Origin of the sequence: Mycobacterium appelbergii, from assembly GCF_032883035.1 — a bacterium.
Taxonomy (GTDB): domain Bacteria; phylum Actinomycetota; class Actinomycetes; order Mycobacteriales; family Mycobacteriaceae; genus Mycobacterium; species Mycobacterium appelbergii.
In genome coordinates, this window is record NZ_JAMQTH010000003.1 from 118,480 (window position 1) to 140,206 (window position 21,727).

Consider the following 21,727-nt stretch of genomic DNA (forward strand, 5'->3'; position numbering starts at 1 on the left):
CCGGCCATACTGTCTGTCATGGCAGACAAAGGGGACGGCCGTGCCCGCCCGGTATCTGGACGGCAGCGCATCAAGACACTGACGCAGGCCGCCCTCAACGCCGATATGACCGTCGAACAGGTCGACACGCTGCTCAGCGATCTGGGTAACACCCTGGTTGATCTCAACAAGTCGACCAGCGGCCTGGACGAGACCTTGGTCCGCTTCAACGACACCATCACCCGTATCGACGAGCTCGCTCCCCGGCTGATCGGTGTGGTGGAACGACTGGAAGCCATCGTGGACCGGGTCGAGGCCATGGTCGGGATCGGCGAAGCCGTGATGTCCCCCATCGCGGTGACCGAGACTGCCGTGCGCAATGCGGTCAATGCAATTCGGCAGCGGGCTCACCTGTAGAAAGCCGCCCGTCGGCGAGCCGAAGCGTACGGGCGCAGTGGTGTGCCGCCAGGTCGGGATCGTGGGTGATGACCAGCACCGCTAATCCGCGGTTCATCTCAAGGCCCACCAGGTCCATGATCATCGCGCCTGCGGCGGGATCGAGTGCCGAGGTGATCTCGTCGCAGACCAACACTTTCGGTGCGTAAGCGAGGGCGCGGGCAATCGCGACACGCTGACGTTGTCCGCCGGAGAGCATGTGCGGATAGCGCGATGCGTAGTCGGTGGCCAGCCCCACCCGTGCCAACACCTCGGCCACCGCGGTGTCACTTCCGGCGCTGCGCAACGCGCGACGCAGGGTCGCACCGACGGTACGTTTGGGGTTGAGCGTCGCGAGCGGATCCTGCGGTACGAGTTGAATCGCCAGCTTCTCGGCGCGCGTTCGGCGGCGAAGTGGTTGTGCCACTGGCATTCCGCCGATGGCGAGGTTGCTGCTGTCGGCGACCACCTGCCCGGTGAGGGCCCGTGCCAGCGTCGATTTCCCGGCGCCGGAGTCGCCCATCAATGCGACCGCGGTACCGGATCGGAGCGACAGATTCACCTCGTCGAGCACCCGGTGCGCCCCGAACGTGACTGTCAGATCACGCACCTCAAGGACACCCGGTCCGGGCTGCCCAGGTCGCGGTACGGGCTCGGTTACCACATGTGTTGGAGCCGAGCCGAGTTCGACGAGGTGGTCGGCCACCAGCTGCGCGACCGGGGCCGCATGCGCGGTCAGCAGGACCGCGACGCGCCGGGTGACGGCCCATTCGCGGATGGCCGTGACGATGTCGGCACGCAGTTGTTGGTGCAGGCCGGCGAAGGGCTCGTCGAGAATCAACACCGGCGTCACCCGAGACATCGCCCGGGCCAGCGCTACCCGTCGCTGCTGCCCACCGGACAACCGCGCGGCCCGACGCGTCGCCAGGCCGCGCTCCAGGCCGGTCAGGTCCAGCAGCTCGGACACCGACGGCGCGTCCGGGTGAGCGAGTTCGGTCAGCAGGCTCTCGACCGTCGCGGCGGGGTTGAGCGCCGATCCGGGATCCTGCCCGACATAGCTGACCTGTGTCCGCCTGAATTCCCGCAGACCGCGGCGATGCAGCCCCGCGACGTCGACACCGCCGATGCGCGGGCCACCGGACAGCCCCATGCCTGTGGGGAGGTCGCCGACGAGGCTTCGGCACACCAGTGATTTGCCGCCGCCCGATGGCGCCACCAGAGCTGTCACCGTCGAAGGCTCAAGATTCAGATCCACCGGCCCCGCCAGCACCCGACCCGATTCTGCGGTGACGGTGAGGCCCCGGGCGACAAGCACGCTCACCGCTGCCTCCCGGGCTGGGAGTTGCCGCCCAGAACAGCGACGTTGACCGACACCGCGAGCACCGCGATGGCCAGCGCGGGGGCGACGACGGAGGCCGGGTTGAGCAGCAGTCCCGATGCATTCTCGCGGACCATGACAGCCCAGTTCGACGGTCCCACAGCCGGAATGAGTTGCAGGAAAGCCGCCGTGCTCACCACATAGATGGCTTCGACGTAGCGCAGGCCCAGTTGGGTCGCGATGGTTTCGCGCAGGTTGGGCAGCACCTGTCCGAACACCAGGTACGGCAGCGACTCCCCCGCCGCCTCGGCCACCTGCACGTAACCGCTGCCTGCCACCGGCGCGGCGGCCCCGGCGAGCACACGGGTGGTGTACGGCGTGCCGATCACCACTGCCAGCACGACCAGCGCCCAGATTCCGCCCTGCGGCCACGACACCAGCACCAGCAGCATCAGCAGAACCGGGGGAATCAGCATGGTGACATCGGTGAGCCAGCCGACCGTCGCGCCCCAGCGCGGCCGCAATGCGACGAACGCGCCCAGCGTGGCCGCCAGCACCGTCACCCCCACCGCGATCACCGCGGCGATCAGCGCCAGTGTCGTGCCGCCCGCGGCAAGCTTTGTCAGTACGTCCTCGCTGCGCGCGTCGGTGCCCAGCCAATGTGAGGGCGACGGGGCTGCGAACGGGACACCGGAGCCCCGGCCTTGGCCCCCTGACGCGGTGACGGTGCCGACGGCGATCACCGCCAACACGATCACCGCAGGCATGACACGCACCCACCGCTGCCGGGTCATCGGGTCCGGGCATTCGCCCAGGCCCGCACGGCGTCGGCGACAAGCAACATCAACAGGATCACCAAGCCGGTGCAGGCGACTACCGCGGCGACGACGTTGACGTCACGGGTACCGACCGACCCTGCCACCACCGCGCCGAAACCCGGGAAATTGAACAGCGATTCGACGACCACGGCACCCCCGACGAGCATTCCGACCGTCGTGGCCAGCGACGCGATCATCGTCGGCAGTGCGCGCGGCGCGATGTACCGGAGAAACAGCGCGGTCTCGCCGACACCGTCGAGTTCGGCGGCACGAATGTACGGGACCGCGCGCGCCTCCCTGATGGCAGCGACGAATACCCTGGCGTTCCAACCGATCTGCGGTAGCGCCAGCGCGACGACGGGAAGTACGTACATCGATGCGTCACGGGGCGCTCCGGTGGAATTCTGCACAGTCACCGCGGGCAGCATGTCTAGGGCGAGCGCGAACACCAGGATCGCGATCGTCGCCACGACGAACTCCGGCAGTGCGATCACCGCGACTGTCGCGACCGAAGCGATCCGCCCGAAGACCGGGCGGTCACCGCTGGTCCACCAGACGGCCAGCGCAGTGGCCACCACGATGGTCACCAGGAGGGCCGCCCCGGTCAGGACCAACGAGTTGGGCGCCTTGGCGGCCAGCAGATCTCCCACCGATTCCCCACGCAGTGTGGTACCGAAGTCTCCGCGCAGCATTCCCGACAACCACTCCCAGAACCGGGCCACCACCGGACGGTCCAAACCCAGTTCGCGTTCATGCGCACGCACCTGCTCCTCGGTGGCATCCCTGCCGAGCAGAGACCGCACGCCGTTGCCGGGCAGCAGCGCCATCGCCAGCACCACCGCGAACAAAGCGACCACGAGCATCGCGAGCCGGTTGAGCAGGGCGGCGGATAGCCGCGCAGCCTGGCCTAGGTGGCGAGCCACGTCTTCTCAAGCTGAGCTCGTCCCCAGCCGGGCAATTCGGGAAGACCCTGCACGTGCGACCGGGCCACGTCGATACCGTCGGCCATCCCCCACAGCACATACCCGCCGCGGTCGAACTGGATCTGCTGGAGTTCGGCGCTCGCATCCCGGTAAGCATCGGACTCCGGGGCGGCGGCGAGTCCGGCGTGGTACGCCGCGTCGAACTCCGGGTCCTTGAAAGCGGTCTCGTTGCTCGTGGATTCGGAATTGAGTACCTTGCTGGCGAAGAACATGACCGAGTCATTGGTGGTCCAGCTGGCGGTGGTCAACGGTGCCGACGGCTTCGCCCAGTAGTTGTCGTAGAAGTCGGCCGACTCCTTGACCTCGACGGCGATGTCGAGTCCGATGTCGCGCAATTGGGTCGCGAACAGCTGCGCCGCCTCGACCTCGTTGAACACTTCGCGCTTGGTGATCAGTGGATAGCTGCGGGTGGTGTCGAAACGCGCTTCCGAGAGCAGTTGCCTGGCGCGCACCACATCACGGCTGCGCTGCGGTCGATCGGCGTACGTCGGATCTCCTGTCCCGAGCACATCGTTGCCGACGCTGCCGTAGCTGGAGAGGATCTGCTCGACCATCGCCTGCCGGTCGACGCCAAGGCGAATCGCCTCACGGACCCGAGGATCAGCGAACGGTCCATCGGAAGTCCGGATGGCCACCGGCATCGACAGGTCGTTGGGCCTGCGGACCAGGGTGAGATCGGGTCGGGCCGACGCGCCGCGTGCGGCAAGCGATCCGACACTTGAGGCCACGTCGATCTCACCACCCATGATCGCGTTGGCCAACGCATCGGTGGACTCGAACCGTGTCACCACGATGCGGTCCAGCAGGGGCTTGTCGCCATGCCAGGCGTCGTTGCGCACCAGCGTGGCGTTGCCGTCCCGATAGCTGCCCGCCTCCATCCGGAATGGGCCCGTGCCGACGAAATCCGAGCGGTCGGTGGTGCCCTCTTTCACGGTGAACGTCATCATCCGCAGGAGCAGCGGAAGCTGACTGTTGGGCGTCGGGACGCGCATGGCCACCGAGCGGGGGCCCGACGCCTCGATCGAACCCAGATCGACCGGCACCTTCCATGGGGTCAGTTCGCCGAGGGTTCTCAGTGACCACGCGACATCCGCGGGCCGGACGGGACTGCCGTCGTGGAAGGTCGCCCCTTCGGCCAGGGTGAACGTCCACGCTTGCTGCTGCTGGTCGGCGGTCCAGGACGCTGCCAGTCGTCCAGCCACGTTCGGCGATTTCGCCGGAACCGTGAGCGGGTCATAGACCAGGGACATGATCAGCATGTCGGAGTCGTTGGCAAGTAACCCGAACGGATCCGACACCACGTTCGAGGCCTGGCCGAGCGCACCGATGCGCAATGTTCCACCCATTTTGGGTTCGCCGGCGGCCGGCCCGGCTTTCGGCGTGTCGGCCCCGCAAGCGGCCAGTGTCATCGCCGCTCCCAGTCCCAGCGACACGCCCAGTCCCAGCGACACGCCGAAAAACGACCTGCGGTCCAGCTGTGGCACCTGAACTCCCCCTCCACGTTCCCACTCGCGCACTGCCAGCTTAAGTTCGGCTAACCTTCCCATGCACCGGGGGTGATCGCCATGCCGACCGGCGGGTTATACGGTGTGTCCGATGACGGTCGCCACGGCGGGACGCGAGCTCACCCGGCTGGCCGGGCCGATCGCGCTGACACAGCTCGCGCAGGTTGCGTTGACCACCACCGATCTGGTGATGATGGGGCCGCTGGGCGTGGCCGCGCTGGCCGCAGGCGGGTTGTCGATCACTCTTTTCAATCAATTGCGCACCATGGGTGTCGGACTGCTGACATCGGTGGGCAATCTGGTGTCGTCGGCCGTGAGCCGGGCCGAGCACGCGCAGTCCGACGACAGTTCGGCCATCGACGACGTCCGTGGCCTGGTCCGCGCGAGCCTGCTGGTCGCCACCGTGGCAGGAATCATCGGTGGCCTGCTGCTGGTCGGTCTCGGCTATGTGCTGCGGTGGCTGGGGCAAGACGCTGCCGTTCTCGACGGCACCCTGCCGATGCTTGCGGCACTCGCCCCGGGTCTGGTGCCCTGCTTGTGGTTTCAGGTGGTCCGCCAGTACACCGTGGGGATGCGCAGACCCAAGGCGCTGCTGCTGATCACACTGGCGTCGGTTGCCCTCAACGTCGCGCTCAACGCCGTCCTCATCTACGGTCCGGGACCGCTGCCCGCACTCGGCCTGCCCGGCATCGGCGCGGCGACCTCGGTGGTGTACCTGCTGACGTTCGTCGCGTTTGCCACGATGGTCCGGGCCGACCCCGAACTGTCGCCGTACTTCAGCCTGGCGATGCACCGCGCGCCACTGCCCGCGGTGCGCGAGATCCTGCGCCTTGGCGTGCCCATCGCAGGCACCTACGGCAGCGAGGCCGGGTTGTTCTCGGTCACCGCGATCGTCATCGGCACGTTCGGCGCGCCTGCACTGGCAGCCCATGCGGTCGTGAATCAGTTGAGCTACATCGTGTTCCAGGTGTCCGTCGGCATTTCACACGGGGCGTCCATCCTGCTCAGCCGACTGGTAGAACTCGGCGAGGCCGCTCGAACGCGTCTGATTGCGCGCCTCGCGTACGGGCAGGGCGCGTGCGTCGCCGCCCTTGTCGCCGCGATCTACGCGGCAGTCCCCACCCCGGTGCTCGGACTGTTCATGGACACCAGTGACCGGGCCGCCCTCGCGATCGCCACGTCGCTCCTCGTGGTGGCGGCGTTTCAGCAGTTCGTGGACTCCGCCCAGAACATCGGAATCGGGCTGCTGCGCGGCCTGCACGACACCTCGTCGAGTTTCCTGATCACGATCGTGGGCTACTGGGTGGTCGGCTTTCCCGTCGGACTGCTACTGGCCTACGCCGCCGGCCTCAAGACGATTGGTATGTGGCTGGGATTGTCCGCGGGCCTGACGACGGCCGCAATCATGCTTTTTGTCACCTTCCGCCGCCGTCTGGCCGCCGCAACGGCCGAGCCGTGATCGGCTACGTCAGCCGCTGTTGCGCAGCGCGGTGGCCAACCCGCTCATCGTCAGCAGAATGCCGCGCTGCACAAGCTCTTCGGTGTCGCCCGACCGGTAGCGCCGTAACAGTTCGACCTGCAGATGGTTCAGCGGCTCCAGGTACGGGAATCGGTTGAACACCGAGCGGGCCAGTGCCGGGTTGTCGGCCAGCAGATCCCGACCGGTGATCAACCGGTGCATCCGGATCGTCCGCTCGTATTCGTCGACGATCTTGTCGAACACCCGCGCCCGCAGATCCTCGTCATCGACCAGTTCGGCGTATCGCGCGGCCAGCCCCATATCCGCTTTCGCGAGCACCTGCGCCATGTTGGAGAGCACCGTCGCGAAAAACGGCCAGCGTTCATGGAGATCCTGCAGCACCTTCAGCCGCGCATCGTCCTCGGCGATCCACTGCTCCAATGCCGTCCCGGTGCCGTACCAACCGGGCAGCATCACCCGCGATTGACTCCACGCCAGCACCCAGGGGATGGCGCGCAGGTCGGCAATGGACGTCGTGGGTTTACGCGAGGTGGGACGACTCCCGATGTTGAGGGCGCCGATCTCACTGACCGGAGTTGACGCCTTGAAGTACTCAACGAAACCCGGTGTCTGGTGGACCAATTCGGCATAAGCCTGCTGCGCCAGGGCAGCAACCTCGTCGAGCACCCGGTAGGCGGGCCCGGCCTCGTCCCCGAGTCCTTCCACGTCCAGCAGGGTCGATTCCAACGTGGCGGCCAGCAGGGTCTCGAGATTGCGGTGGGCGATCCGCGGCTCGGCGTACTTGGCCGCGATCACCTCGCCCTGCTCGGTGATCCGCAGTGAACCTTTCACCGCACCGGGCGGTTGGGCCAGGATCGCGTCGTAGCTCGGCCCACCACCACGGCCCACGGTGCCGCCGCGGCCGTGGAAGAGCCGCAGTCGAATTCCGGTCTTGAGGGCGGACTCCACCAGGTCCAGCTCAGCCCGGTACAACGCCCAGTTCGCGGCGAGGTAACCGCCGTCCTTGTTGGAGTCGGAGTACCCAAGCATCACTTCCTGGTGCTGACCACGCGCGGCCACCATCGCCCGGTACACGGGCAGCTCGAGCGCCGCCTCCAGAATCGACGACCCGCGCTGCAGGTCCTCGATGGTCTCGAAGAGCGGCACGATGCCGATCGGTGCGTACACCTCAGAATCCGATACCGCGCCGGCGACATCCAGCAGACCGGCCTCCTTGAGCAGGACCGCCGCCTCAAGCATGTCCGAAACCGACTGGCACATCGAGATGATGTAGTTGGGCACGGCCTGTGGCCCCAACACTTTGACCGCATGCGCCGCCGCGGAGACGATTTCTAGTTCCTTGCGGGCCAGCTCCGAGAGTTCGGCGCCCCCGCCGATCAAGGGGCGGCGCGTGGCAATCTCTGCGGCCAGCAGGGCAACCCGCTCCGACTCGGACAGTGCGATGTAGTCGGGGTGCACCCCGGCCCAGGCCAGCAACTCGCCCACGACCTGCTCGTGGACCTCGGAGTTCTGCCGCATGTCCAGGCCTGACAGGTGAAAGCCGAAGACCCGCACCGACTCTCGTAGCCGTGCCAGGCGATCATCGGCCAGCACAGCACTGCCGTTGCCGCGCAGCGAAGCGTCCACGACATCCAGATCGGCCAGGAGTTCAGCCGGCGTCTGATACCGCCGCAGACCGAGGTCGAGTTCAAGTTCCGGCTGCTGATCGAGGATCTCCCGCGCAGTGGCGGTGAGCCGGGCGTGGATCACCCGCACTGCCCGCCGGTAGGGCTCATCGGCGCGGGCGGGTTCGTGGCAGGCGTCGGCGAGTGCGCCGAGTTCGGTGCTGATCCGGACCAGCCGCGCCGACATCGACAGCTCTTCCTCCAGCGCGGTGATCTCGGTGAAGTAGTGCGCCAGTGCGACATACGCCGCGCGTCCGGTCGCCAGCCGCACCACCTCGGAGGTGACGTTCGGATTGCCGTCGCGGTCGCCCCCTATCCACGAACCTGGCCGCAGGATCGGTTCCTGAAGCAGGCCGCGCGCGCTGGGCCACCGCGCCTGTAGCGCCGTGCGGACCTCCGCATTGACCTGCGGGATGACCTCGAGGAATGCGGCCGGGTAGTACCGCAGACCGGTTTCGATCTCGTCGGAGATCTTCAGTCTCGCCAACCGGACCAATGCGGTCTGCCACAGCGTCAGAATGTGCCTGCGCAACTCGACTTCGATGTCGCGCCCGTCCTCGGTGCGGGTGAGGCCGTGCAGGCGCAGTCGCATCAGTTCGGTGATGCGGTGCTGGGTGTCGAAGACGGTCCGGCGACGGGTTTCGGTCGGATGCGCGGTGATGACGGGTGACACCAAGGCACCCGACAGTGCGTCAGCCACCGCAGCTGAGTCCAATTCAGCGGCCGAGATCGCATGATCGAGCTTGCGATAGGTCGCGGCCAGACTGCTGTCCTGTGGTGGCTCCCCCGCCGCCACGTGCACCGCGCGGCGTCGCTCCCGGTGGATGTCCTCGGCGACGTTGGCCAGCAGCGCGAAGTGGGTGAACGCCCTGATCACCGGGATGGCGTCGGCGATGTCGACCCCGGTGAACATCCCGGCCAGCTCGGCGCGGTCGAGTTCTGAGCGGCGTACCTGGAACGATCCCACCCGGGCCCGCTCGACGAGGTCGAACACCGCCTCGCCGTTCTGCTCGCGCACGGTGTCGCCGAGGATCGCGCCGAGCAGCCGGATGTCCTCCCGCATCGGCTCCGTCGCCTCGCGGCCACTCTCAGTGCGCTGGACGGAGCCGACCGGTTCGAGTTCGATGTCGCTGGGTTCGGCCATGGGTCAAGTATCGACGAGCCGGGGCAGGTCAGCGAATCAGCTGTACTTGATCTCCAGGGCGACGCCGATGATCGACACCAGCCAGATTCCGGTCACAAACAGGGTAAGCCGATCCAGGTTCTTCTCGACGACCGTGGACCCGGACAGGCTGGATTGGACGCCGCCACCGAACAGGGTCGACAGACCGCCACCCTTGGCGCGGTGCAGCAGGACCAGGAGCACAACCAGGACACTGGTCACGACCAGGGTGATCTGCAGGGCCAATTCCATGGCCGCAAGACTACTGGATCAGCGTCCCAGCGGTGGTCGCGGGGTTACGGCAGCGGCCCTCCGGCCGCGATCGCCGACAGGGTCGCGAACTGCTCCCCTTCCAGCGACGCCCCGCCCACCAGCGCACCGTCCACATCGCCCTGAGCGACGATCTCGCCGACGTTCTTGGCGTTGACCGACCCGCCGTAGAGCACCCGCACCCCCGCTGCAGCCTCGGGCGAGGCCAGGTTCCCGAGCTCGTCCCGGATCGCCTTGCAGACCTCCTGCGCATCGGCGGCACTGGCGACCCGGCCGGTGCCGATGGCCCACACCGGCTCGTAGGCGATCACGACCTTGCCGATCTGCTCTTTCGACAAACCGGCCAGTGAGCCGCGGAGCATCTCCACGTTGTGCTCCACGTGGTTGCCGGCCTCGCGGACCTCCAGTTGCTCCCCGATGCAGATGATCGGGATGATGCCGTGCTTGAACGCAGCCGCCGCTTTGGCCGCCACCAACGCATCGTCCTCGTGGTGGTACGTGCGCCGTTCCGAATGCCCGACCACGGCGAACGAGCAGCCCAACTTGGCCAGGAACGCGCCGCTGATCTCGCCGGTGTAAGCACCCGAGTCGTGCTGTGACACATCCTGGGCGCCGTAGGTGAGCCGCAGCTTGTCCCCGTCGACGAGGGTCTGCACGCTGCGCAGGTCGGTGAACGGCGGGATAACCGTTACATCCACCTTGTCGAAGTACTTGTCCGGCAAGGCGAATGCGATCTTCTGAACCAGAGCGATGGCCTCGAAGTGATTGAGGTTCATCTTCCAGTTACCGGCTATCAATGGCTTTCGTGCGGCTTTCGACACGGAACCTCTCTCAACTCAGGACTTCGATGCCGGGCAGGGTCTTGCCCTCAAGGTATTCCAGCGATGCCCCACCGCCGGTGGAGATGTGCGAAAACCCATCCTCGGGCAGGCCGAGTTGACGCACCGCGGCGGCGGAATCGCCGCCACCGACGACGCTGAATGCGCCCTTGCCCGTAGCGGTGACGATGGCCTCGGCGACACCCTTGGTGCCTGCCGCGAAAGCCGGGAACTCGAAAACCCCCATCGGGCCGTTCCAGAACACGGTCTTGGCGTTCGACAGCAGCGTGGTGAACCGCTTGACCGATTCCGGCCCGATATCCAGACCCATCATGGCATCGGGAATCTGATCGGCAGCCACCGTCTCCGAAGCCGCATCCGCGGCGAACTTGTCGGCGACCACGATGTCCACCGGAAGATGGATCACATCGCCGTAGTCCTCAAGCAGCTTGCGGCAGGTTTCCAGCATCTCCTCCTGACACAGCGAGGTACCGACCGAAACTCCTTGCGCGGCAAGGAAGGTGAAGCACATGCCGCCGCCGATGATGATGCTGTCGGCTTTGGTGGCCAGGTTCTCGATGACCGCAAGCTTGTCCGAGACCTTCGAACCGCCCAGCACCACCGCATAGGGACGCTCGGTCGAACTCGTGAGCTGCTCGAGCACTTTCACCTCGGCGGCCACCAGCGTGCCCGCGTAATGCGGCAGCAGCGTCGCGATGTCATACACCGAGGCCTGCTTGCGGTGCACCACCCCGAACCCGTCAGAGACGAACGCGCCCGGCGACCCGTCGGGACCTTCCACGAGCGCGGCCAACGCCTTGGCCAGGGCCAAGCGCTCGCCGTCGTCCTTGCTGGTCTCGCGCGGATCGAACCGGATGTTCTCCAACAGCAGCACATCACCGTCGGTCAGCCCCTCGGCGCGCGCCAGCGCGTCGGTGCCGACCACATCACCGGCCAACTGCACATGCCGGCCCAGCTGGTCTGCCAGCGCCCCCGCGACCGGGGCCAGCGAGAACTGGGGGTCCGGGCCGCCCTTGGGCCGACCCAGGTGTGCGGTGACGACGACCTTGGCGCCGGCCTCGGCCAGTGCTTTGAGGGTCGGGACCGAGGCGATGATGCGACCCGGATCAGAAATGTTGCCCTGATCGTCGAGTGGGACATTGAGGTCGGAGCGCACCAGCACGCCCCGACCCTCTACACCCTCGGCCAACAGGTCGGCGAGTGTCTTGACAGCCATCGCGACTACAGCGACTTACCGACGAGCGCGACCAGATCGGCGAGGCGGTTGGAGTAGCCCCACTCGTTGTCATACCAGGACACGACCTTGGCCTGATTGTCGATCACCTTGGTCAGACCCGAGTCGAACAGCGAACTGTGCGGGTCGGTGACGATGTCGCTGGACACGATCGGCGCGTCGTAGTACTTGAGAATGCCCTTGAGTGGACCCTCCGCGGCGGCCTTGAACGCGGCGTTGATCTCCTCGGCGGGCGCCGACTTCTTGAGCTCGGCGGTCAGATCGGTAACCGAACCGGTGGGGATCGGCACCCGCAACGCATACCCGTCGAGCTTGCCTTTCAGTTCGGGCAACACCAGGCCGATGGCCTTGGCCGCGCCGGTCGACGTCGGCACGATGTTGATCGCCGCAGCCCGGGCGCGACGCAGATCCTTGTGCGGGCCGTCCTGCAGGTTCTGATCCTGGGTGTAGGCGTGAATGGTCGTCATCAGGCCCTTGACGATGCCGAACTCATCATTGAGCACCTTGGCCAGCGGGCCCAGGCAGTTCGTGGTGCACGACGCATTCGAGATGATGTTCTGGCTGCCGTCGTACTTGTCATCATTGACGCCGAGCACGATGGTGATGTCCTCGTCAGAGGCCGGCGCGGAAATGATGACCTTCTTGGCGCCGGCGTCCAGGTGGCCCTGTGCCTTGGCGCGCGCAGTGAAGATGCCGGTGGATTCCACGACCACGTCCACGCCCAGGTCACCCCAGGGAAGCGCCGCCGGGCCTTCCTTGACCTCCAGCGCCTTGATCTTGTGATCACCGATGACGATGGTGTCCTCACCCTCAAGGCTCACATCCTGCGGCAACCGGCCCAAGATCGAGTCGAACTTCAGCAGGTGAGCCAGGGTGGCATTGTCGGTCAGATCATTGACCGCCACGATCTCGACGTCGGTATTCTTGCCCTCGGCCTGCTGCGTCGCCAGGGCCCGGTAGAAATTGCGTCCGATGCGGCCGAAACCGTTAACGCCTACCCGGATGGTCACGTGTCACTCCTAATTGTCGAGGGCCAGTCGCCGGTGAACTGCTTGCCGTCAGCCTAGTAGGACTGTTGCCGGTTGGCGCGGGCCGGTCAACGCACCGCCAGGGCCTGGTCGGTGAACGGGTTGCCGAGCCATTTGCGACGGATCCGTTGCAACGTCCCGTCGTGCTCCAATTCGGCTTGTGCCGTGACGATTCGGTCCAACAGCGCGCCGGATGACCGGGCGACGGCGATCGCGATCTTGTCGGCGGACAGTCCGCGTTGCACGACCTCGACCCCGGCGATCGGCCTGACCAACTCCGTGAGGACCGGCGCCAGCGCCATCACCGCATCGGCTCCGCCGGCAGCCAGGTCTGCCAGCGCGGCGCGGACGTTGCCGGGCTCATACACCCTCACCTGGCCGACACGGCCCTCGGCGAGAAGTTTCTCGGCCATCTGCTGGCCGGTGCCGCCGCGTTGCACCGCGACGGTCAGACCCGCGAGGTCATCGACGGAGCGCACCTGGGGAAGCCGGCCGCCGTCGACCGCCAGGGCCTGACCGGAGACCAGGTACGGCCGCGCGCATGCTACGGCGTTACGCGCCGCGTCCACTTCGGTCAGCTCGGTGACCGAAGCCACGCAATCGCACGCCCCGGCGTCGAGTGCCGCGAAGATCTCATCGCGGCCCGCGCAGGTTAACTCGACGAATTCAGCTGTGTCACCGAGCTGTTCGGCGATCGCAGTGATCAGGGCGATGTCCAGTCCGGCGCCGGTGTCGTCAAACGGTGGATCGGTAACCGCCAGGCCGGCCCGCAGGGTGCTCACAGACTCACCGTAACCGGAACGTGCGGCTCAGCATATGGCTGTGGCGGTCCGCCTACTGAAGCTTCCCGGGAACCGTCGGGCCGGCCCGACTGTCCTGAGTGGCGTGACGGTGCCCACGAAACATGTTGGCGGATCACAAGATTGCGGTTCAATCTCGGCCACCCAGCGCAGCCCTCCCGGCAGCGTCAGCCGGGCACGCCGCTGCCCGGCCGGAGCTTACGCGTCGTCGAGAAGGTCTGGCGTCACGGCCGATTCGGTGTCAGGGATGCCGTCCTGCTTGGCTTTACGGTCTGCCATCGACAACAGCCGCCTGATGCGCCCGGCCACAGCATCTTTGGTCATCGGCGGATCCGCGAGCCGCCCCAACTCCTCCAGCGAAGCCTGCCGGTGCTCCACACGGAGTGTGCCCGCAGCGGCCAGATGATCCGGTACCCCGTCGCCGAGGATGGCCAGCGCACGTTCCACCCTGGCGGCCGCTGCCACCGCGGCACGCGCCGAACGGCGCAGATTCGCATCATCGAAGTTGGCCAGCCGGTTGGCGGTGGCCCGCACTTCGCGACGCATCCGGCGCTCTTCCCAGGTCAGCCGGGTGTCCTGGGCACCCATCCGGGTCAGCAGCGCTCCGATCGCCTCACCATCGCGCACCACGACCCGGTCCGCGCCCCGTACCTCTCTGGCCTTGGCGCTCACGCCGAGCCGCCGAGCCGCGCCTACCAGGGCCAGCGCCGCCTCCGGCCCCGGACAGCTGACCTCCAGCGCCGACGAGCGTCCCGGTTCGGTGAGCGAGCCGTGCGCCAGAAACGCTCCCCGCCAGGCAGCCTCCGCGTCGGCCACAGTCCCGCCGACCACCTGCGCGGGCAACCCACGCACCGGACGCCCGCGCAGATCGAGCAGACCCGTCTGCCGGGCGAGTGCTTCGCCGTCATTGGCAACGCGCACCACATAGCGGGTGTTCTTTCGGATCCCGCTGGCCGAAAGCACATGCACCACCGCGTTGTAGCCGTACAGATCGTAAATGTCCTTGCGCAGCCGGCGCGCGATGATGCCGAGATCCACCTCGGCCTCCACCACGACCCGGCCGGCGACGATGTGCAGCCCTCCGGCAAAGCGCAACAGGGACGCCACCTCGGCTCGGCGAGCACTCACGGTGTTGACCGCAAGCCGACTCAGCTCGTCTTTCACCTCGGCTGTCATCGCCACGGATCGTCCCCTCTCGATCTGTTCGGTGTCGGCGCCTGACGCTGGGCGTCGGCCGACCTGGCAGCAGGTGCGGGAACAGTGGGCTCCTGCATCGTCCGATCAGGCTCCATCGCCCGCATGCGGACGCCCTCCAAGGCCGCGGCCAACCTCGCCGGGTCATGTAAAGGTGTACCAGGTCTGGAGACGTCAGCAAACTCGACGCGGGCCTCCAGGATGTTTGCCGTACGACTGAGTTGCTCCCGCTCGCGGTCGCTCGGCACCCGACTGGCGTCCACGATGATGTCATGGACGGTGAACTCAGGTGCGTGCTGGGCCAGCACATGGATGTGCCGCTCGGCTGAAAAGCCCGCGGTCTCGCCCGGTTCCGCGGCCAAGTTCAGCACCAGCGCGCGCCGCGCCGGGGTGGCCTTCAACGCGGCCGCCAATTCCGGCACAAGTACATGTGGAATGACGCTCGTGAACCATGATCCGGGACCGAGCACCACCAGGTCAGCGTGCATGATCGCCTCGACTGCCTGGCGCGTGGCCGGCGGATTTCCCGGCAGCAACCGGACGCGCCGCACCTTACCGACCGTCGTCGCGATGGCCACCTGTCCGCGGATCACCCGGCTCATCCGGGGGTCCGATTCGAGCCCCGCGACGTCGGCCTCGATCTGCAGCGCGATCGGACACATCGGCAGTACCCGCCCTTTCACGCCGAGGATGCGCCCCAACTCGTCGAGCGCGGCGACCGGCTCGGCCAACACCTCATTGAGGCCGGCGAGCAGCAGATTCCCGATCGGATGGCCGGCCAGCGCGCCACTGCCCCCGAACCGGTGCTGAATGATGGTTGCCCACAGTCTTCCATGCGGGCTGTCAGATGCCAACGCGGCCAAAGCCATTCGCAGATCGCCCGGTGGTACCACATCGAGTTCCCCGCGCAACCGCCCCGACGAACCACCGTCATCGGCGACGGTGACCACAGCGGTGACATGCGGGGTTAGCCGACGAGCAGCCGACAATGTGGCGTAGAGCCCGTGCCCGCCCCCGAGCGCAACGATCCGCGGGCTCATTCGCGGCCCAGATCCCGGTGCAGCACCCGCACCGTCAACCCGTCACTACCCTCCAACCGATCCGCCAGCGCTTCGGCGATCGCCACACTGCGATGTTTGCCGCCGGTGCAACCAATGGCGACGGTCATATAGCGTTTCCCCTCCCGACGGTATCCATCGATCACCACATCCAACAGCCGATGGTAGGTGTCGAGGAACTCCAGCGCCCCCGGCTGACCGAGGACATATTCACGGACATCCGGATGCTGACCGCTGTGCGGACGCAACGCGTCGACCCAGTGCGGATTGGGCAGAAACCGCACATCCATCACGGTGTCGGCGTCCATCGGCAACCCGTACTTGTAACCGAATGACTCCACCGTGACATTGGTGTACGCAACGGTTTCGCCACCGAAAGCCCGCTCGATACTCTCGCGCAGCGCCGGTACGGGCAGCTTCGAGGTATCGATGACGAGGTCCGCGACCGCACGGATCGGCGCCAGCAGCGCCCGCTCGGCGGCGATCCCCTCGGCCAGCGTCTGGTTGCCCTGCAACGGGTGACTGCGCCTGTTCTGCTCATAACGCCGCACCAGAATGTCGTCGGAAGCTTCCAGAAACAACACCCGCGGCGTGATGTTCTTGGTGGCCAGATCATTGCGCACCCAGTCGAGATCACCGGTGAAACCACGCGAGCGCACATCCATCACCACCGCCAACTGGGTGATGCGGGACCCGGCCGCCAAACCCAGCTCCACCATGCGCGCGATCAACTCCGGCGGCAGGTTGTCGGCGACATACCAGCCCAGGTCCTCCAGCACTTTGGCAGCAGTGCCACGTCCCGCACCCGACAACCCGGTCACCAGGACGACATCGATATCGGATTCGCTTTCCGCCCCGCCGGCCAGGCCATTGCCCGGGCCGTTCTCATGCAGCCCCCCGGTCATGCGTCGACCGCCTGCCACCCGCAAACGCTCATCCACGACCCTGTCATCCCGAGACCCTGTGTCGATCATCCTCGATATCGCTTGCGGCCGCCCCTGAATCGGAAGGGCCGATGTGCTCGATCGGCGGCCCGCCCGCCTGCTCGATTGGCGGCCCGCCCGCCTGCTCGATTGGCGGCCCGCCGCCGAGCGCCTCGAGTACAGCCCTCGCCGTCGCCACCCCGATACCCGGCACGGCCGTGATCTCCTCCACTGTGGCCTCCTTGAGCCGGGCCACCGATCCGAAATGCGTCACCAACGCTTTGCGTCGATGCTCACCCAACCCGCGTACCGAATCGAGCGCGGACGCGGTCATTCGTTTGGAGCGTTTGCTGCGGTGATAACTGATGGCGAACCGGTGCGCCTCATCGCGCACGCGCTGCAACAGGTACAACCCCTCACTGTTGCGCGGGAAGATCACCGGATCCGGTTCGGCCGGGACCCACACCTCTTCGAGCCGTTTGGCCAATCCGATCACCGCGACGTCGTCGACGCCGAGTTCCTTGAGAACGGCCGCCGCGGCGTTGACCTGAGGCGCCCCGCCGTCCACCACGAACAGATTGGGTGGGTAGGCGAAGCGGCGCGGACGTTGCTCCGCAACTGTTTCCGTGTGTTCGCGGTCAGCCACGTGCCGCTGAAACCGACGTCGGGTCACCTCGGCGATCGACGCCACGTCATCGGAGCGCCCCTCTCCGGCTGCCTCCCGGATCGCGTAGTGGCGATAGTCGGATTTGCGTGGCAACCCGTCCTCGAACACCACCAGGGAAGCCACCACATCAGTGCCCTGGACATGGCTGATATCGACGCACTCGATCCGCAGCGGCGCATCCGCCAACCCGAGGCAGTCCTGAATACTCTGCAGTGCTTCCGATCTCGCGTTGAAGTCACCGGCCCGCCTGAGCTTGTGCTGCGCAAGCGCCTCGTACGCATTGCGCTGCACCGTCTCGGCGAGGGCCCGCTTGTCGCCGCGCACCGGGACGCGCACCGCCACCCGTGACCCGCGCAGTCCCGACAGCCAGGTCGCCAGCTCGTCGGCGTTCGGCGGCAGCACCGGGACCAACACCTGCCGTGGCACCGGATTGGAAGCCTCGTCAGCCGCACCGCCGAGTTCGGCCTGATCACCGTAGAACTGCGTCAGGAACTGCTCGACCAGGTGTTCCTGACCGGATTGCTCTGGATCGCCGGATTTCTCGACTATCCAGCCCCGTTGACCGCGAACCCGGCCGCCACGGACGTGAAAGACCTGGACGGCCGCCTCCAAATCGTCGTCTGCGAATGCCACCACATCGGCGTCGGTGCCGTCCCCGAGTACCACGGCCTGCTTTTCCAGCGCCCGCTTGAGCGCAGAGATATTGTCCCGCAGCCTAGCCGCCCGCTCGAAATCCAGCTGTTCGGCAGCAGCGGTCATCTGCTGTTCCATATCGCGAGCCAACCGGTCGGTCTTGCCCGCAAGAAAATCACAGAAGTCCATCACGATCTGACGATGTTCGGCGGCGCTGACCCTTCCCGTGCACGGCGCCGAGCACTTGTCGATGTAACCGAGCAGGCAGGGCCGGTCGATTTGATTGTGCCGCTTGAACACTCCCGCCGAGCAGGTACGGGCCGGAAACACCCGGGTCAACAGGTCGAGGGTTTCCCGGATCGCCCAGGCGTGGGAATACGGCCCGAAATACCGCACCCCTTTGCGCCGCGGCCCGCGGTACACCATCAACCGCGGATACTCCTCGTTGAGAGTGACGGCCAGCACGGGATAGGTCTTGTCGTCGCGGTAGCGGATGTTGAAACGTGGATCGAACTCCTTGATCCAGTTGTACTCCAGCTGCAACGCCTCGACTTCGGTGTTGACCACCGTCCACTCGACACTGCCCGCCGTCATCACCATCTGTCTGGTGCGCGGAGCCAAACCCGACACGTCCGCGAAATACGACGTCAACCTGCTTCGTAGGCTCTTGGCCTTACCGACGTAGATGACACGTCCGTGCGGATCGCGAAACCGGTAGACACCCGGCTGCACAGGTATCGATCCGGGCGCCGGCCGGTACGTCGCTGGATCAGGCACGGTTTCCAGGTTACTGCCGCGATCCGACGGATCTCCGCTACCGTCGAAGGCGTGCGGATGCTGGCGTCCACGCGATCGATCATCGCCCTGCTCAGTGGTGTCGTCATGGTCCTCGGCGCGTGTGGTGACAACTCGCCAGGTCCGGCCGAGGCCGGCGCAGGCCCCTGCGAAATAGTGTCCAACGGCACTCCGACCCCCAAAACACCGGCTGCCTCACCACCGTCGACTCCGCCGCCAGGGCCGACGTCCACGGCGGCGGCACCGCCGAGCCAGTCCACCAATCCCGAAGTCGCGACCGGCTACCGCAGCGACATGGTCGCGGTGCACACCGCGCGATATGCCGTCGCCACCGCCAACCCGCTCGCCACCGAGGCCGCCTGCCTGGTGCTGCGCGACGGTGGCACCGCCGCCGACGCGCTGGTGACTGCACAGGCGGTGCTGGGCCTGGTCGAGCCACAGTCCTCCGGTATCGGTGGCGGCGGCTTCCTGCTGTACTTCGACGCCGCGAGCGGCTCGGTGCGGGCCTACGACGGCCGGGAGACCGCACCGGCCGCCGCGACCGAGAACTATTTGCGCTGGATCTCCGACACCGACCGCACGGCGCCGAAACCGGACGCCAGGGCATCGGGCCGTTCGATCGGGGTCCCCGGCATCGTGCGACTGCTCGAGGACGTCCACCGCGAGTTCGGCAGGAAACCCTGGCGCGAATTGTTCGACCCCGCCGTGTCCATGGCGGACCGCGGCTTCGACATCAGCCCGCGCCTGGCCGCCGCGATCACCGATGCCGCTCCCCAACTGCGGCTCGACGCCGCAGCATCCGCCTACCTGCTGAACCGGGACAACAGCCCGAAACCCGTCGGTACCCGCCTGACCAACCCCGCGTACTCGAAAACACTGGGCGCCATCGCATCCGACGGCGCCAAGGCCTTCTACACCGGCGACATCGCCCATGCCATCGTGGCCTCGGCCACCGACACCCACGGTGGACGCACACCGGGCGTGATCACCGAACAGGACCTCGCCGGCTACACCGTCAAACAACGAGAACCGCTGTGCAGCACCTACCGCGGCCGGGAGATCTGCGGTATGCCACCCCCGTCGTCCGGGGGGATCGCGGTGGCCGCCACCCTCGGCGTGCTCGAGCATTTTCCGATGAGCAACCACAAGCCCACCGATGTCGACCGCAACGGTGGCCGCCCCGCAGTCCTGGGCGTCCACCTGATTTCCGAAGCCGAGCGGTTGGCCTACGCCGACCGCGATCGCTACGTCGCCGACACCGATTTCGTCCCGTTGCCCGGCGGCTCACCCGACACCCTGCTCGGCACTGCGTATCTGACCGGGCGGGCAGCGTTGATATCCGAACAACAGACGATGGGCACCGCTGCACCCGGGGATTTCGGCGGCCCCTCCGAGTCCGTGAGCCCACAACCCGAGCACGGCACCAGCCACATCAGCGTCGTCGACAGCTACGGCAACGCGGCGTCACTGACCACCACGATCGAGTCCGCATTCGGCTCATTCCACATGGTGGACGGATTTCTGCTGAACAACCAGCTCACCGACTTCGCCGCGGAACCGCTGAGCCCAGAAGGCGTTCCCGTGGCCAACCGCGTCGAGCCGGGCAAGCGGCCCCGCAGCACGATGGCCCCGACCTTGATCTTCGACAAGGCCGGTCCCGGACGCGGACCGCTCTACGCGGTGCTCGGGTCCCCCGGCGGCTCGGTGATCATCCAGTTCGTGGTGAAAACCGTTGTCGGCATCACCGATTGGGGGCTGGATGCTCAACAGGCCGTGTCAATGGTCGATTTCGGTGCCGCCAACACGCCCAAAACGAATGTCGGCGGTGAGCATCCCGCCATCGACATCTCCGGCGACGGAGCCCACGATCGGTTGGTCCAGGGTCTGCGCCGGCTCGGCCACCAGGTGGATCTGGCCGACCAGTCCAGTGGGCTTTCCGCGATCGTGCGCACCGAACCTGGCTGGACGGGCGGGGCAGACCCGCGCCGCGAGGGTCTGGTGATGGGCGACCCGACGTGACCGCACCGCCGAACCCGCAGGTGGCGCGGCTGACCGACGCCGACTGGCGGGTGTTCTCCACGGTGCGCCTGCGGGCGCTGTGGGATTCCCTCGGCTCCGACGATCCGCAGTACCTGCGCGAATCGGCATTCACCTCAGCGCAATGGCGTCGAAGATTGCGGGAACAGGCCCAGTTCGCCGCGATTGTCGACGGGGCAGCAGTCGGCCTGATCGGCGCCCAGCAGGAGAACCCGCAGACCGTCTACCTGTACTCGCTCTGGCTCGATCCGGGTGCCCGCGGTCGCGGACTCGCGCATGGCCTGATCACCGCTGCCGTGGAATGGGCCACGACACGTCGGGCGCACACGGTCAGGCTGCGGGTCGCCGCCGACAACACCGTGGCCCGAGCAATTTACGAGAGCGTCGGGTTCACCATCACCAACTCGGAAACAGCGGCCGCCCACGGGGAATTGGCGATGACGCTGACGGTCAGCTGAGGTCGGGCCGATACCGTTCGAACAACGTGCGCAGCCGGTCCATCGCGTCGACCGCGCGGTCCTTGTCGACGGCCTGGATCGCCATCACCGGGATGTACTCATCGTCCGGAAGATCGACCCGGGCCCAGCGCGCGCCCTGCGGAAACGACAGCCCGACGACCTCGGACCACGGGATGAGCTTGTAGCCGAGAAGGTTCCGCACCGCCACCCCCGCGGCGCCGGCCCGCAACCGCGGCCGGGCGAACATCAACACCGCCCCGGCGATGATCACGCCCAGCAGCGCGATCGCGACCTGATCGGCAGTCTGAAAGATCACGCCGGTCGATTTGATCTTCAACAGCGCCCCGACGGTGACATGCAGCGCAACGATGATCAGTGCGGCCCCGTACGCGAAAATCGGTGTGCGGTGCGGCCGGACCTCAACCTCCCAGGTGGCGTCTGACATCG

At 66.8% G+C, this 21,727-nt stretch carries 19 protein-coding genes; 4 read left to right on the forward strand and 15 right to left on the reverse strand.

The window, feature by feature from the left end; all coding sequences use genetic code 11:
• The first annotated feature begins 18 nt into the window (after nucleotides 1-18).
• Nucleotides 19-396 carry an ATPase gene (locus tag M1247_RS07840; protein WP_317155730.1) on the forward strand — a complete coding sequence of 126 codons (378 nt, stop codon included), beginning with the start codon at nucleotides 19-21 and terminating at the stop codon, nucleotides 394-396.
• Here the strand turns inward: M1247_RS07840 and M1247_RS07845 are convergent.
• From M1247_RS07845 to M1247_RS07860, 4 genes are read right to left on the reverse strand one after another with little or no spacing between them, the layout of a single operon-like run.
• A complete protein-coding gene (locus M1247_RS07845) occupies nucleotides 365-1,735 on the reverse strand; it encodes an ABC transporter ATP-binding protein (protein ID WP_317155731.1) in 1,371 nt (456 codons plus the stop codon). The two genes, M1247_RS07840 and M1247_RS07845, sit on opposite strands and share 32 nt — an antisense overlap.
• A complete protein-coding gene (locus tag M1247_RS07850; RefSeq protein WP_317155732.1) occupies nucleotides 1,732-2,499 on the reverse strand; it encodes an ABC transporter permease subunit in 768 nt (255 codons plus the stop codon). The genes M1247_RS07845 and M1247_RS07850 overlap by 4 nt, the downstream gene beginning before the upstream one ends.
• A gap of 23 nt (nucleotides 2,500-2,522) precedes the next feature.
• Entirely contained in the window at nucleotides 2,523-3,473 is a 951-nt protein-coding gene (locus M1247_RS07855; protein WP_317155733.1) for an ABC transporter permease, read from the reverse strand.
• Nucleotides 3,458-5,017: an ABC transporter substrate-binding protein gene (locus tag M1247_RS07860; RefSeq protein WP_317155734.1), complete on the reverse strand. Its 1,560-nt coding sequence runs from the start codon at nucleotides 5,015-5,017 to the stop codon at nucleotides 3,458-3,460. The genes M1247_RS07855 and M1247_RS07860 overlap by 16 nt, the downstream gene beginning before the upstream one ends.
• A 112-nt stretch (nucleotides 5,018-5,129) precedes the next feature.
• Here M1247_RS07860 and M1247_RS07865 point away from each other — a divergent pair, with 112 nt between their 5' ends.
• Nucleotides 5,130-6,497 (forward strand): MATE family efflux transporter, encoded by a 1,368-nt coding sequence (locus tag M1247_RS07865; protein ID WP_317155735.1) that lies wholly within the window; start codon nucleotides 5,130-5,132, stop codon nucleotides 6,495-6,497.
• Nucleotides 6,498-6,506: 9 nt separating this feature from the next.
• Here the strand turns inward: M1247_RS07865 and ppc are convergent, their stop codons facing one another.
• From ppc to uvrC, 10 genes are all read right to left on the reverse strand, one after another.
• Nucleotides 6,507-9,326 carry a phosphoenolpyruvate carboxylase gene (gene ppc, locus M1247_RS07870; RefSeq protein WP_317155736.1) on the reverse strand — a complete coding sequence of 940 codons (2,820 nt, stop codon included), beginning with the start codon at nucleotides 9,324-9,326 and terminating at the stop codon, nucleotides 6,507-6,509.
• A gap of 36 nt (nucleotides 9,327-9,362) precedes the next feature.
• Entirely contained in the window at nucleotides 9,363-9,596 is a 234-nt protein-coding gene (gene secG, locus M1247_RS07875; RefSeq protein ID WP_317155737.1) for a preprotein translocase subunit SecG, read from the reverse strand.
• Between the two features lie 44 nt (nucleotides 9,597-9,640).
• Nucleotides 9,641-10,435, reverse strand: coding sequence for a triose-phosphate isomerase (gene tpiA, locus M1247_RS07880; RefSeq protein ID WP_317155738.1), 795 nt, complete (start codon nucleotides 10,433-10,435; stop codon nucleotides 9,641-9,643).
• Nucleotides 10,436-10,445: 10 nt separating this feature from the next.
• Nucleotides 10,446-11,669: a phosphoglycerate kinase gene (locus M1247_RS07885; protein WP_317155739.1), complete on the reverse strand. Its 1,224-nt coding sequence runs from the start codon at nucleotides 11,667-11,669 to the stop codon at nucleotides 10,446-10,448.
• 5 nt (nucleotides 11,670-11,674) lie between these two features.
• Nucleotides 11,675-12,697, reverse strand: a complete 1,023-nt coding sequence (gene gap / locus M1247_RS07890) for a type I glyceraldehyde-3-phosphate dehydrogenase (protein WP_317155740.1) — start codon at nucleotides 12,695-12,697, stop codon at nucleotides 11,675-11,677.
• An 86-nt stretch (nucleotides 12,698-12,783) separates the two neighbouring features.
• Nucleotides 12,784-13,497 (reverse strand): ABC transporter substrate-binding protein, encoded by a 714-nt coding sequence (locus tag M1247_RS07895; RefSeq protein WP_317155741.1) that lies wholly within the window; start codon nucleotides 13,495-13,497, stop codon nucleotides 12,784-12,786.
• A gap of 216 nt (nucleotides 13,498-13,713) precedes the next feature.
• The gene (gene whiA, locus M1247_RS07900) at nucleotides 13,714-14,691 is read right to left on the reverse strand and encodes a DNA-binding protein WhiA (RefSeq protein ID WP_317155742.1); all 978 of its coding nucleotides are present in this window, start codon (nucleotides 14,689-14,691) and stop codon (nucleotides 13,714-13,716) included.
• Complete coding sequence (gene yvcK / locus M1247_RS07905; RefSeq protein ID WP_317155743.1) at nucleotides 14,688-15,749, reverse strand: uridine diphosphate-N-acetylglucosamine-binding protein YvcK; 1,062 nt, start codon at nucleotides 15,747-15,749, stop codon at nucleotides 14,688-14,690. Before yvcK ends, whiA begins: the two co-directional genes overlap by 4 nt.
• On the reverse strand, nucleotides 15,746-16,672 hold the full coding sequence (rapZ, locus tag M1247_RS07910; RefSeq protein ID WP_317156159.1) for an RNase adapter RapZ: 927 nt from the start codon (nucleotides 16,670-16,672) through the stop codon (nucleotides 15,746-15,748). Before rapZ ends, yvcK begins: the two co-directional genes overlap by 4 nt.
• Before the next feature lie 43 nt (nucleotides 16,673-16,715).
• Nucleotides 16,716-18,767 carry an excinuclease ABC subunit UvrC gene (gene uvrC, locus M1247_RS07915; protein WP_317155744.1) on the reverse strand — a complete coding sequence of 684 codons (2,052 nt, stop codon included), beginning with the start codon at nucleotides 18,765-18,767 and terminating at the stop codon, nucleotides 16,716-16,718.
• 57 nt (nucleotides 18,768-18,824) lie between these two features.
• Here uvrC and ggt point away from each other — a divergent pair, with 57 nt between their 5' ends.
• The gene (gene ggt / locus M1247_RS07920; protein WP_317156160.1) at nucleotides 18,825-20,804 is read left to right on the forward strand and encodes a gamma-glutamyltransferase; all 1,980 of its coding nucleotides are present in this window, start codon (nucleotides 18,825-18,827) and stop codon (nucleotides 20,802-20,804) included.
• Entirely contained in the window at nucleotides 20,801-21,280 is a 480-nt protein-coding gene (locus M1247_RS07925) for a GNAT family N-acetyltransferase (protein WP_317155745.1), read from the forward strand. Before ggt ends, M1247_RS07925 begins: the two co-directional genes overlap by 4 nt.
• Here the strand turns inward: M1247_RS07925 and M1247_RS07930 are convergent.
• Nucleotides 21,273-21,725: a PH domain-containing protein gene (locus tag M1247_RS07930; RefSeq protein ID WP_317155746.1), complete on the reverse strand. Its 453-nt coding sequence runs from the start codon at nucleotides 21,723-21,725 to the stop codon at nucleotides 21,273-21,275. The two genes, M1247_RS07925 and M1247_RS07930, sit on opposite strands and share 8 nt — an antisense overlap.
• Nucleotides 21,726-21,727 lie beyond the last annotated feature (2 nt).

Coding starts and splice junctions, on each gene's coding strand:
- yvcK (WP_317155743.1), bottom strand. CDS start 15,749: ATGAGCCCGCGGATCGTTGCGCTCGGGGGCGGGCACGGGCTCTACGCC.
- ppc (WP_317155736.1), bottom strand. CDS start 9,326: ATGGCCGAACCCAGCGACATCGAACTCGAACCGGTCGGCTCCGTCCAG.
- M1247_RS07865 (WP_317155735.1), top strand. CDS start 5,130: ATGACGGTCGCCACGGCGGGACGCGAGCTCACCCGGCTGGCCGGGCCG.
- M1247_RS07930 (WP_317155746.1), bottom strand. CDS start 21,725: ATGTCAGACGCCACCTGGGAGGTTGAGGTCCGGCCGCACCGCACACCG.
- M1247_RS07850 (WP_317155732.1), bottom strand. CDS start 2,499: ATGCCTGCGGTGATCGTGTTGGCGGTGATCGCCGTCGGCACCGTCACC.
- M1247_RS07885 (WP_317155739.1), bottom strand. CDS start 11,669: ATGGCTGTCAAGACACTCGCCGACCTGTTGGCCGAGGGTGTAGAGGGT.
- secG (WP_317155737.1), bottom strand. CDS start 9,596: ATGGAATTGGCCCTGCAGATCACCCTGGTCGTGACCAGTGTCCTGGTT.
- M1247_RS07840 (WP_317155730.1), top strand. CDS start 19: ATGGCAGACAAAGGGGACGGCCGTGCCCGCCCGGTATCTGGACGGCAG.
- ggt (WP_317156160.1), top strand. CDS start 18,825: ATGCTGGCGTCCACGCGATCGATCATCGCCCTGCTCAGTGGTGTCGTC.
- rapZ (WP_317156159.1), bottom strand. CDS start 16,672: ATGACCGGGGGGCTGCATGAGAACGGCCCGGGCAATGGCCTGGCCGGC.
- whiA (WP_317155742.1), bottom strand. CDS start 14,691: ATGACAGCCGAGGTGAAAGACGAGCTGAGTCGGCTTGCGGTCAACACC.